The 12,436-nt window shown below is 58.4% G+C and carries 8 protein-coding genes and 2 pseudogenes; 9 read left to right on the top strand and 1 reads right to left on the bottom strand.

From position 1 onward, the window contains the following. Positions 1-2,195: 2,195 nt before the first annotated feature. The 9 genes and pseudogenes from ACVIW0_RS36650 to ACVIW0_RS36610 form a co-directional block, all read left to right on the top strand. Positions 2,196-2,406: pseudogene (locus tag ACVIW0_RS36650) on the top strand (hybrid sensor histidine kinase/response regulator); the annotation flags it as partial. Positions 2,407-2,704: 298 nt separating this feature from the next. Further along, a pseudogene (locus tag ACVIW0_RS36645) lies at positions 2,705-3,724 on the top strand (methylase); the annotation flags it as partial. A 978-nt stretch (positions 3,725-4,702) separates the two neighbouring features. Beyond that, a complete protein-coding gene (locus ACVIW0_RS36640; RefSeq protein WP_456854757.1) occupies positions 4,703-4,915 on the top strand; it encodes a hypothetical protein in 213 nt (70 codons plus the stop codon). Further along, complete coding sequence (locus tag ACVIW0_RS36635) at positions 4,912-5,121, top strand: hypothetical protein (protein WP_456854759.1); 210 nt, start codon at positions 4,912-4,914, stop codon at positions 5,119-5,121. Before ACVIW0_RS36640 ends, ACVIW0_RS36635 begins: the two co-directional genes overlap by 4 nt. 11 nt (positions 5,122-5,132) lie before the next feature. Next, positions 5,133-5,507, top strand: coding sequence for a hypothetical protein (locus ACVIW0_RS36630; protein WP_456854761.1), 375 nt, complete (start codon positions 5,133-5,135; stop codon positions 5,505-5,507). A gap of 928 nt (positions 5,508-6,435) precedes the next feature. Next, positions 6,436-6,651, top strand: coding sequence for a hypothetical protein (locus ACVIW0_RS36625; RefSeq protein ID WP_461346234.1), 216 nt, complete (start codon positions 6,436-6,438; stop codon positions 6,649-6,651). A 451-nt stretch (positions 6,652-7,102) separates the two neighbouring features. Further along, positions 7,103-7,273 carry a hypothetical protein gene (locus tag ACVIW0_RS36620; RefSeq protein WP_461346235.1) on the top strand — a complete coding sequence of 57 codons (171 nt, stop codon included), beginning with the start codon at positions 7,103-7,105 and terminating at the stop codon, positions 7,271-7,273. A 1,220-nt stretch (positions 7,274-8,493) separates the two neighbouring features. Beyond that, complete coding sequence (locus ACVIW0_RS36615; protein WP_461357529.1) at positions 8,494-8,760, top strand: MATE family efflux transporter; 267 nt, start codon at positions 8,494-8,496, stop codon at positions 8,758-8,760. A 41-nt stretch (positions 8,761-8,801) separates the two neighbouring features. Then, positions 8,802-9,559, top strand: a protein-coding gene (locus ACVIW0_RS36610) for an IS5 family transposase (protein ID WP_461356700.1) whose coding sequence is annotated in 2 segments (ribosomal slippage) — positions 8,802-9,144 and positions 9,144-9,559 — 759 coding nt in all. Because the reading frame shifts where the segments join, the coding sequence is not laid out codon by codon here. A 943-nt stretch (positions 9,560-10,502) separates the two neighbouring features. Here the strand turns inward: ACVIW0_RS36610 and ACVIW0_RS36605 are convergent. Continuing rightward, positions 10,503-12,224 (bottom strand): outer membrane protein, encoded by a 1,722-nt coding sequence (locus tag ACVIW0_RS36605; protein WP_456854766.1) that lies wholly within the window; start codon positions 12,222-12,224, stop codon positions 10,503-10,505. Positions 12,225-12,436 lie beyond the last annotated feature (212 nt).

Here is a 12,436-nt window from a genome sequence, read left to right as displayed (position 1 = left end):
CTCTCAAGCGCGCCTCCGCGCTCGACGAATTCGCTGCCTGCGCACCCTCAAATGCGGAAGCTAAGATCACCAAACAAAAGGCGATATACCCGCAAAATCTTCATTAAGCGCTCCCGCACTTACCTATGAACGTACATCTCTAAAGTGGCCCTACGAGCAGTGATACCGCAGTTCGCGTCTGTTTCAAGCATGCCCAACTCATCGTTCGTGCGCTCCTCGCAACCAAATCATCTGCATCATTGATGAAGCAGACGCTCAGACGATCACGTATCCAGCAACGGTGTAAGAGCGATCAAAAACGCGACTTCCACCAGGTTTGGTCTACGTCCTCGTAAAGAAATCCCAGCCAGTCACTTCATGAAAGTGCCAGTCGGCCCCCACGTAGTACATCGTCCATCGAGTTGGAATCGTGTCACCCGCTATACGGCCATGCCAGATCGTCATTGTTCTGCAGGTCGGAGCTGTAGATGAGGTCCAATTGACGTAGAGGTATATTCTGTTCGCCGTAACGTTTCCCGCTGCAGGGTACGGATATCCCTGGCACGAAAATCCCGCCGCGCTATTCACATACGCTCCCGTGAAGTCTCCTGTTGGTGCGTCTAGCGTCGGTACCGAAAGCACGGAGCCCTCTGATTCACCTACGTAGAAGGGACTGGCAGCTGCGCGTGCGCCCGTAGCGATACGATGGCAAGGAGCAGCAACGCAAACAAGCGCGTCATCATAGTGTTCTCCTCGGCCGCTTCAATAAAGCCAGCTCGGTTATTGATCCGGCTCATGAAGAACTGGTGAGCTGCCCGAGTATCTCCCCCGGCGTTCCGCCCAACTCCGACAGGACTGATAGCGTGAGGCTTACAGTCATCCTCGCTCGCACGAGCTTGCCACTAACGATCGGTGGTCACCAAGCGTTAAATTTCAACGGAATTCACCGACGAGATCTGGTGGTTGACATGGCAAGTTCGCGATTTCAACTTGGTTGCCGGAGCCTTAGCTGCCATTAATTGCTAACGATGCTTGGGCATCATTACTACGGGTGGATCACGCACGAACGCGACCACGTCCTTTGGACCGCACTCACGAATGAATCTCGCCTTGGTGTCCCGCTCAGCTATATGGGGTGTCCCGCTCGGCTATATGGGGCTCAATTGCGACCGCGAATCCAAAGTACTATGTCGCTCGATCCAATTACGCGTCTTGGATAGTATGGGTTTATCGTTCCAGCTAACATCGTAGTCAAACGTGCAGGAGGACTGTTCAGCAGTTCGCTAGCAAATTGTTTTGCGTCAGCCTCGCTCGGAAAAGTTCTGGTTTCTCGAATGGGATATCGATTTGGCCGCTTCGATTGATTAAAGGAAACATACCAAGTGTGTCGTAGCCATATCCGTTTCGTGCTCATCGGCCGATGATGACTTTATGTCCAAGAACCGACCGACGCATGCGATGTAGCCAAGTCGGTACAGCGTTTTCACTGACGATCGATAACCAACGAGGTCGTAGCGCCACCACCCGGTCAGTTGCGATTATTAGTAGTGATTGTGTGCGACAATTGTAGGGATTTGAACCCGCACGTTCTTGTAGTTGACCAGCGCAGCGTTCTCTTGGCCGAATCGCTCTCGCAAACCGACTTATGCCGGTCGCAACGCTTGAACCGCGATTGAAAGGCAGGAGAGCCAAACTATGTCTCCATTAGAAGCAATCGCCCGTTGGCTAGAAGCCCAGGACCTGGATACGCAACTGGAGGTCGCCGCATTGCGACATTCCTGCTCTTCGGGGAACGTGCCGAGCTTATACGTGGTACGCCGGACCAGCTCGAAACTCTTCAACGCTGGTTAACCGCCCCAAAGTTGGATTCGCGGGCCGCCGCAAGCCCGTGCTCTGACTTTCCGGGTTATCTTCGAGTACTTTGCGGAGGGTGGAATTGCAAACGACGGATGGAAGCTGAACGCGACGGCAAGTATGCGGCTGAGCGCAAGGCGCAAAGGAAGCTACAACTATTGCCGGCCCGAAAGGAGAACTGCTTTCGTGTTGCGAAATCTTGGAATGGCTTGGCTGCAACTTATTTAACACGCCGGGCTCTTATCGGAGCGCCGGCGATCCTCACAATCGTGGGCGCCGGCTTACAAACCGAAGCCGTTATCAAGGTCTTGCTTGCGCCGGCCTCGCTTGCAATTACGCTGGCGCTGCTGCTGATGCTGCTGCGGATCCTGGTACTGCCGACACGTATCCAACTAATGAAGCCTATGCGGCGCTTGAAGAGGAGGCGAAGCAGCGCCGCAGGGCCGAGGCCATGGTGAAGCGCTTCAGGAGATCGAGGCCCACGAGGCTCAGATCCGACAAGCGCAGAAGATGGAAGCTATCGGCCAGCTCACCGGCGGCGTCGCGCACGACTTCAACAACATCCTGTTTGTGTCCTTTGACATTCTTCTATGTCCTAGCACAATTGCCTCACCTCGCGGAAGCGGTCGCCGACGCTGACGACGGCCAAGCCTAACCATCTTGGCAGTTGGGTTATTGGCGAACGCTCTATGCGCGGCGCGCCGCCCGGCGGGGCGCGCTGTTTCTCATGTCGGGCACCGCCTTGATGCTGAGAGGGAGAGGTCGGCCGGAACGAGTCTGAGCCGGCGCGGTCCGAGAGAGAGCGCCGGCCTACTCGCCCGTTCCCGCTCTAGCCGATCTCGCCCGTCCGCGCGTTCCCGAGGGCGCCAGCATCATAATCGCTGCGGCTAAGCAGCTCCTGCCGTATCTCGAACGTGGCCGACGCATCGAAAGCGCTATCTTGCGCGCCCGCAATGGAAGCGGCCTTCGGCGCATCCCGATGCGAGGGCGCCTGGAATTGGAAGATGGCCTATGACGCTTGCGAGGTCCCATCGTCCTGCCTCTGCGCAAATCCGGAAAGGCGCTTTTCCGTAAAGCCGGCTCTGCGGCTTCACAACTTTCCGCTTTGGGCAAGATCGCAGGCCTTCTACCGACCCACACGCGCCGCAATGCCGAGAGCGAGACTTTCCAGCAGTTCTCGACGCCGATCCCGCTCGGCCTGGCTGCTCTGACCGCGGCCGCGATTACGGCAGCGGATCGCGTGCTGGGGGCCGTCCGCAGGCACCGGGCTGCTCGTCATCCTCGCCGAGATCGCCGGCGGCTCGGCTGAACGAATTGGCCGAGACCCGGGCCAGGTTGCTCTCTTCCCTCGTTCCGGCCATTTCCGTCACGCGCTTCGATGCGGTCCAAATCGACGATCGATCCCGCCATCGTGCCGAGGGTCGTGCTGATGAACCCGCCGTTTTCGGCGATGCCGAGCGTCTCCCGCCGCGTGGCCGACACTGCGTACCGCCACATCGCCTCAGCGCTTGCCCGTCTTGCTGACGGCGGCCCGCTGGTCAAGTTCCCCGGCGCAAACTTCTCAGCCGAAGCCCGGCCTGGCGCGGCGCATTCGCCCGATTGCACGAACGCGGCCGCATGGTGTTCACCGCCGCGATCGCCGGTGCGGTCTACGTATCAAGCACGGCACCACGATCGAGACGCGCCCCACCGTCATCGACAAGGTGCCCGTCGATGACCCGCGGGCGTTCCCAGAGCCGCCGGGAATGGCGCCCGACGTTGTGACTCTGCTCCGCTGAACCACGTTCCACCTCACCTGAGTATTGCATCAACCGGCGCGCTTCCCATGTTAGCGTCGCCGGCGCCGCACACCGCGCGTAGCTATCTCGCACGGGCGGCCGCGCAGTCGGCTAGCCTCGCTCGCCATCGTAGCGGCTGCGATATTCGTGCAATGAATTCGGTTACCCTGTTCGATGGCGCCGGAATTGCAGAGGCCTGCTAGCGCATAGGCAGTGCCTGCGGAGCGCAGCAAGATGGATGGTTGGATAGTGACAGTCGCTCTTTTCAAGAAAGATAGCGACGACGACGAAGAATATAGGCACGTAACATACGTGGTAGCCGTCGCTGACCCCTCAGAAGCGGTGAGGAGGACCGTAGCAGACTGCGGCGCAAAGGCCGCAATGCTCAACTGTCCAATCGAAAAGGAGCAGTTGCAAAGGCTCGGCTTGGAGCCGGGTGAGCTGATGGCGATACATGATGACGAGATTGATCCGATCCCCTTACGTCCCCGGCGTCATTAGCAGCGCGTCTGGTTCCGTCCAAACCGCGTCGGGTTAACGACATGTATGTGCGGCCCACACCTTACAGCACATCGGTTCCCTTCGTTCTCTGACTGGCACGCGGGTTGCTGAGCCAGGTATGGCTTGGTCGCTTGTTGAATGACCCTCATGAGGGCCAAGCCTGTTCGCGCGGCGGGCGTGCGGGCGGCCGTCAGCACCGTCCGCACGTCTTGCGCATATTGCACGTCGCCGCTGTGCTCTGTCGTGTTCGTGCCGTTCTGGCATGCGAGTTGCTGAGAGGCTTATCGGCTTGGCTGTTCTTCCCGCAACTCAAGACAGACCAAGCTTGGCGTAGCAAACTCAGCGCGGATGGTTCCTCCAGACGCCCGCGCGCTTTTTTCGGAGCCGCAAGCCACATGGTCTTCGGCAACAGGGGCGCTGTGGAAATCGTCCGTGACTCGTGAAGAGGGCTTGGAGATCGCGATAGCATCGCTCAAACAATGGTCCGAATGGAGGGCCAAAACGAGCGTCGTACTTGCGGCGATTACCGAGGCTCATGGCGACTAGGCCGCCACTATGGTCGAAGCTCTCTTCACAAGGAGCGTGCTGCAATGGACAGGCTCAAATTCATTCCGGCCTTCGAGGCGGCTATTCGCTCCGCCGATCCCGCCAAGCTCGCCGCACTCCGAGATACCATCCGCCAGCGTGGAGGCCCTGACGAATTCGCGCTGGCGACCACTGAGCTTGTACGGAAACATCCACTCACGCTTTTTAGGCTGATCAAGATCATCTCCGACGCCGCGCATGAGGAGCATCGCCCATGAGCATCAACCCCGCCCGAAACCACACCATTCTCATCGCCGACGCGGCGGTATCTCTCGTCACTGTGGCTTGCGCAGCATGGCGGCTATATGTGCGGGCAAACAGAACGACCGAAGACATCGACCAAGGCGAAATACGCGCGCGATGGCCGATGCCATCCGTCTTTGATGGCCTGATGCGCTCAGTCCAATTGCGCCGTATTGACTGAGGTCCGCCGCCATGTCGCCGCTCATCATGATCGTCGCCTGGACGCAACTAAGCGTTTTAGCTACGATCAACATCACTGCTCAGCCCTCAGACAATATGGACGAGTGCCGGAAGATGGGCGAGGCAACGATCAAGGCCGCCACTGTGAAGCCCGGCTTTTCGGCCGCCTATGTCTGCCACGACACGACCCTTCAGCGAGGATTATCGGGTGCATTAGGCGTGGTCGCCTACCAGCAAGAGGATGGCGGAATAACGATCCTAGAAGGGTACATGTCGACGCTGTCGGACTGCAAGGTTGCTGGAACGGTAGCGGCCGGCAGCAAAGTTGTTCCCGGCTCAACGGCCTGGGCGTGGGCTTGCTACGACCTCGCAAGCTTTCGACGGTAGGCGATCAACGTGTCAGTCTTCGCCGCTTATAGCGCGCATCATCCACGGATGAACGCCGAGCGCATCGTTGATGCGACGACAAGATCAATTGTCGGGTTCTCCGATTGCCTCTCGAGGCTGTCTATCTATGAGCGGTCAATCCGGGCGAGGCGAGCCAGTTTCTCTTGCCTGATAGAATCTGAGCCGCCGCACATTCAAGCCAGTAGCGCACGAGCTTTCCTGCGCCAGAGCATGCCATCCGGACACGTCATTAAACCACAGGCTATAGCCTCACCCGCCACAAAGCCTTCCCAGCGGCCCGAAGGGTCGCGATCAACACGAGCACGCTATCCAAGATGCGGAGTGGTGCGCGGAGCGTTGCGGGTTTTCATTTTGCACCCGTGACGAAGTCCGATCTTGCTTGCATGATCTCGCGCCGCAGTTTAAGCAGCTCGGACCGTTGGCAGGCCCTCCGGGTTTTCGGCTCGGTCCAGCCGTCGCGATCTCACCATCGGCATTGCACTGTCGATGAGGTCGCGGCTGCATCCGCGCTCGATACCCCAATCGAAAATCGACGACCGAAAACCGTGCACGGTGACATCTTCGCCGCCGTGAGCCCTAAGCGTGCTGAGCAATGCGGCGCCACGTCGCGATGATCGGCAATCAGTTTCCGGGCTTCGGAGACCACACAGCTGCCATCGGCGCGCGAATGATCGCGATCCCATTCCGCGTGTCATTCGAAGGTCGCGAGGATGCCGAGTTGACGGCGAAGCTCCTCACGGAGTTGCCCGGCATCCTCAACTTTGCTCTTGATGTTGGGACAGCCTGCGCGAGACGGGTAAGTTCATGGTTCGCATAAGCATCCGAGGACGCCAAACGACCGATTTTCAACTCGAACAACCGGGTTCGCGGCTTCGTCGCCGATCGGTGCGAGGTCGGGCCAGAGCTCATGATATCGAAGGATGATCTCTTCGACGCCTACACGCGTTACTGCATCTCGGCTCGCGCGTTCACACTCTCGCGCAATGTGTTCTTCACCAAGCTCAATACAGCGGTTATCACCTTGCAGGATGCACAGGCGGGTAACGACAGTGACCGCGAGCGGATGATCGCCGCCATCGGACTGCGTGACTTCGACGACCATCACGAAGAGGTTTTGGTTTGATCAGAACCTCGTCGGGCTTGGCATCCCGCTCGAAGACGCGATCTTGCGTGACCCGATCACCGGCAGCGACGTCGAAGCCATCGACAACGAGTTCCCTGGCTGGAGCGCTTGATCCGCCTGTGCCGCGCGTTCCCGGGCCCGGAGGGCCACGGGGGTCGGGGCACGCGCCGCGTAACGCTTCCTCAATTGCTGACATCGTGCCCGTTGCGAGCCCAAGGGCCTCGGGAGCCGCCATGCCGCCAGAAGCTATCGAACCGATCTCGTTCAAAGAGGCGAACCGATACTCCGATCTCGCCGCGATCGGGCCCGAACGGTAATTGCCTCGCAGCGCACGGATTCGCTACCGGACAAGTTCTGTCGAATGTCTCGCGCGTGATGCCATCCCGCTCGGCCCACAGCTAGCGCTGTCGGTGCAAATCCTACGGGAATCGACGGATTCAGATAGTACTATGTGCTGGATGGCGGTGAAGGCGTCGGTGCCGCTGTGATGATGTTCGAGGATCGCGAAAGCGGCGATGCAGCGAACAAAAAGGTCTTGGAGTTCGTTCAAGCGAGTCCGCATGACCTCAATCTTGGAGACCCCGAAATTGTCGCGGGGGACAATGGTGAATATTCAATCTGACCAGTAGCGTGCGCCTTTCCATGGAGCAACCCGTCATGGCGCCGAACCGATAAGCTCCGTACTGAGAGCCCTAAACACTAGATTAATTCAGCCGCAGCTGGAATCCTCTACCTGTGCGCAAATCCTTGGAAGTGAAGATGGAGAAAAGCTGCGCAAAGGGGCGAAGGTCAGCTCTGAATTGAATGACGAACCGCGGCAAACATGCGGTAGAAATTCTTGGTCTTGGATAAATCGCGGCTCCTGCTTCACGCAATGCTCGGCACGAGAGCACGGAGCAGGGTGTCAACCGAGTTTGTTGAAATGCGTGGCGCTAGATTGACGAGATGGTGAACTGTGGGTTTGAACCTCGGCATTCCCTGAGCTAGGTGGGATTTTCGGTTCCGTCGGGATTTCTGGAATATACCCCAGCTGCCGCTATAGGGCGGCTACCGGCAGGCGGGCGTAATCCCAATCTCACAGTCGACTCACTCAGCTCGGCCCACGCGTTGCCCGACCGCGAGACCGCGGTCGGACAAATCTCAAACAGCCCATTCTTGAGCGATGGCGCTGCCGTGTCTATTATGGCCCACGCCAAATCAAGCGGTGTGTTCGTCAGCGCTCGATGGGCGGAAGCGTCCTCTCGTTCCCGGTTTTCCTCGACGGCGGAAGCAGTCGCCCTTGTCGGCCGTTATAGGCAAGTAGGCGCAGAGCTCTCGATCGATACTGTTACTCAAGGGGCCTATTTGCGGTTATACTCACAGCCGCGCCGTGGTGGTGGTGGAAGGCGAAGCCGTCAGACTTCTATCTCACGGAGCCCACCGCCATTATCATCCTCGGACCACCGCTCCCTTTACTCGTCATCGGCTTGGTCTGTTGGCTGGTGTTCATGCTTGCCGCCTCTGCGCTCCCGGTCTTCGTTGGCATGACGATCGCCATGTTGGGCTTCCATACCGGTGCCGGCTTGCTCGGAGGCGTCGCAATTGGTCTCGTGGCAGGCGGACTAACCTTCGGTGTCACCCAGCTTGCGCTCGCTCTCGCGCTATGGGCTTGGGAAGCTCGGTGTGCCCCGGCTAGAATTATTCGGCGCGGGCCTTGCAACCAGCCTCGTTAACTGTGGGGATGTTTTTTTCTAGTTTGGTGGTTCGTCAGAGTGCGGCGCACGTTTCGTGACTATCATTTGCTTACGCATGCTCTGTCCTTCGATTGGCCTCTAATGCGGCAGCTGATAATCGTGGGGGCCGATCTCAATAGCCTCTCTGATCGGCTATGGTGCAACCTCGGCCGCGGCTCTCCTCGCGGACCTGGTCAGCACTACCGCACTTTCCGCTCATAAGATCGCGCTTCAGGTCGCCGTGATCTTGTTCATGATCTCTTTCGGGATCAGCATGGCAACGGCTGTGCGCGTTGGCCATGCGATAGGCCGCAACGACGGCTCCGCGGTCAAGCGAGCAGGCTTAGCCGCCCTCCCGCTAGGGCCGATCGACATTCAGGATTCCCAAGTGGCTTGATCGCTGATTCATAGAGTTCCGTGATTCGACACGGAGCGATGATGACGGCGAAGCGCTATGAGCTGACCGAGGGGCAATGGGCGAAGATTTCGCCACTGCTGCCGGGGAAAGCTGGCGACCTGGGACGTACGGCTGCGGATAATCGTGTGTTCGTCAACGGATGTTTGTGGGTTTTGCGGTCGGGCGCACACTGGAGCGACCTGCCGGAGCGGTACGGCAAGTGGAAAACGGTGCACCAGCGCTTCAGCCGCTGGTGCCATGCTGGCGTCTGGGAGCGTGTGTTTGCTGCTCTAACTGCCGATCGCGACAACCAGTATCTGATGATCGACAGCACTATCGTTCGCGCCCACCAGCAGGCGACGAGCGGAAAAGGGGGGCCAAAGATCAGGCGCTGGGGCGTTCCCGAGGCGGACTGACCACCAAGATCCACATGCTGGCCGATGCGCTCGGCCGTCCGCTCCGCTTCATCGTCACGGCTGGGCAGGTTAATGACATCACCCAGGCGCCCGCACTGCTCGATGGCCAGAGCGGCGATGCCGTGCTCGCCGACAAAGCCTATGACAGCAACGCCCTGCGTACGCTTATCGCGGAAATCGGCGCAACGGCGGTGATTCCGTCAAACCGTACCCGCAGGATCATCATTCCGCACGACGCCGACGCTTACAAACAGCGCAACCGCATCGAGCGCTGCTTCTGCCAGCTCAAACACTTCCGACGCTTGGCAACCCGTTATGACAGGCGCACCGCCAACTTTACCGGCTTCATCCATCTCGCAGCTGCGATGATCTGGATGCAATGAATGTCGATCGGTCCTAGATGTCGCGATCATTGCAGTGCTGACGCTTGCGGTGACCGTCGTGCGCTTCGAGATCGCCAAATTATTTATTGCTGGCTCGACTGGCAACAGCCAGGTGGCCCGTGACTTTGCGACCAAAGCCAACTGACGTGAGGTGACTGGTCGAAGGAGCAACTTGCACAAAGATACGACGCAGGATCTGCAAGGGGCCTCCCCCTTCGAACGCCCGCCAAATCGAGTCCCGAAGGGCGCCCCCTCTATTCAAGCGCATGTTTTCGTAGTCGACGATTGCTTGGACTCTGGCTATTTGAACTTTGATCTCAGCGACGGAGCTCGCGCTGCGAACTACGATGGAACCAACGTCAACATTCGCGAATTGGGTGCCGTTTGGTGGCGCCGAGCAAATCAGAATCAGAAGGCAACTCCCGACCTGGATTCCGAGACGCATCAATTCATCTCGTCCGAGTGGAAGTTCGGACTTGGCTCCGTTTGGCAAAGTGCATTTAGCGGCAAATGGGTAAATTCGCCGGGGGCAGATCAAAGGGCCACTTCTAAGACGTTCCAGCTTCGCATTGCTAGGTAATGCGGGATGCAGCCGCTTTATCGAAGCACAGCAAGCGATGCTCGTTGTTCTTCACTGTTGCGCAATCCATCATTCGCATATTGGCCTGCGGTGCATCGGCTGCCAAGGCCGGCAAAGCTGAAGATAACATGATTGCGGAGCAATAAAGGTGCGAGAACCATCTCTGCTTTGGGGTTGCCTGCCTACGGTTCATCTGCACTCATTTTTCACCAATAAGAAGGCATGGACGCTGCGGAAACTGCGCCCTGGCCAGTTCGCCCTGAAGCAGCGATGCCGTCCAGTCAAAGCGCTGTAGGCTTTCACTGTTCATCGATTAGGTTGGCTATAAGACTTATGGGTCGGGAGCCGCGCTTGCAGACCAATTCACTCAAACTTGTAGGACGCCTCTAAGAAGGTGCCCCATCGCTCCATGCTGTACTTCGCGAGTGCAGGGATCTGGATGAGCGTGCCTCGGCCGCTGCAGCCGCTGCAGTTGAATATGACATCGCTGTCGTTCTTGGTCCACATTGCCCAGTACCGAGCGCCGACGCCAATACTGAAATTTCTGCTGAGGAAGTACGACAGCGTTCCTTCGATCTGTACGCCTCCGCCGCCTTGCCCGCGCTGTTCGTAGAAAGTTGTTTCAGGACGGAGGAGATGGTTATCGCGACCGTTGAAGTCGGTCCATGGCAGGTAAGCAACATCTGCGCTCACGCGCCAGTCCTCAAACAGCATAGTCTCGGCGCTAAGGCCGACGCGCAGCGCATCCCAATTGGCATCTTGACTGCCGATGATTTGCTGGACCGGAACCCCGCATGGCCCGTACGGAAAGGCTGTCTGCACGCATCCGATCGAATCCGACTTTTGGCCGAAGTAAGTCCCACCGATAAATGCGCCCAGCTTGTAGGTGCTACCGCGCATAAAATCGTAACCGACATCGGCGGTGTAGTACATGAACCTTCCGTTGGCCTGATCTGACAGAGTGTTGCTATAGGCCATGTTGCCGATACTCGAATCCTCGTCGTTCATCCTTCCGTTGTTGAAGCGTCCGATGCCGATGTTGCCCTTCAGGAATATCCCCCAAGGACTATCCAGGCGTGCGAAGAGCTCGCCGGAAATGCCATCCAAGCCCTGATAGGTGAGCCTTGAATTGGGAATGCCGCTATCTCCGGGTATCGGCGGCGGATTCGTGTAGTCCCACTGAAATGTTCCCCGGCTGAGCCAGACCCGCGAGCCCCCTTCGAACGACCAGTCGCCCGTATCGACAACAGGCTTCATTTTGGAATCCGCTCGTCCCGGATAGGCCGATGCGTCGAACCATGCCGGCCCGCTCGTGTCGCCGCCGAAATGGTAATTCAATCCGATCTTTCCGATGTGATAGTTGCTGGACAAGCTGGTTGTGTTAGCGGCAATGATGGCAGGGGGCGGGAACTGCACCGTCGGCGGGGTCGCCAGACGCGTCCCATCGAAGCCCATGTAGTCGTACTCGAATTTGACAGACCAAGCAGGTGTAAGGGCTTGCTCGAGGCCGACTCCGACGGTCCAACCGAAACGACTATAATCGAACTGCGTTGTATGCTGAGGGAAGCCGGCAAAGCGCCCCTCGAATTCGTTGTTGTTGGCGATGTTGCCGCGGTTGTGTTGCCAGGCCATGCCTGCCTTGATGTAGCCCAGCGTTTGGCCTGTTAGGCCGAAGGCGTAACCCACACGAGCAGTCCCCGTGACAAAGGCGTTTGGACCTGCCTTGCACGTGGCGATAACAACGGCGCCCGAGAAGGCAAGGCAGCTGTTTGTGCCATCGGAGACAGCATGGCTCGCATCGAGTTCGGTGCCGAAAATCCACCTATCCGTTTGCCAGTTGTAGCCGACCTGGCCTCCGGCCAAGAATACGGGGGTGCTGACGACGTTACCATAGATCGATGGGCCGTAGGGATCACTGAAGGATGTCCGGCCATAACCTCCGCCGCCGTACACGCCAATGTACCCTCCGGTCCAGCTCCACAGCGCAGGCGGGAGCCTCGCCATCGGATCGAGATCCGCAGAATGAGCAACACCGCGTGCGGCAAGTGCAATTGCCGCGGCCCAAACAAGAACTCCAGATCGCATACCACCTCACGAACACGACGTGCGCACCATTTCAACGAACATCAAACAGCCGATGTCGTGATGTCGCTTCCATGCCGTTTATGGTCTGCAGAATCCATGCCAGTGATCGCGGTGGGACATTCCAGAATCGTTTACGCGGCAAAGCGTAAGACTGTATGTCTGCTCTGTCGGTGAGTTTGTTCACCTACACTGCGCGTCCAAGTGGGGCGCGG

The sequence above is a fragment of the Bradyrhizobium sp. USDA 4454 genome, from assembly GCF_054822705.1.
Note: the sequence above shows the minus strand (reverse complement) of the source record. Positions and strands in the feature narration are given on the sequence as shown.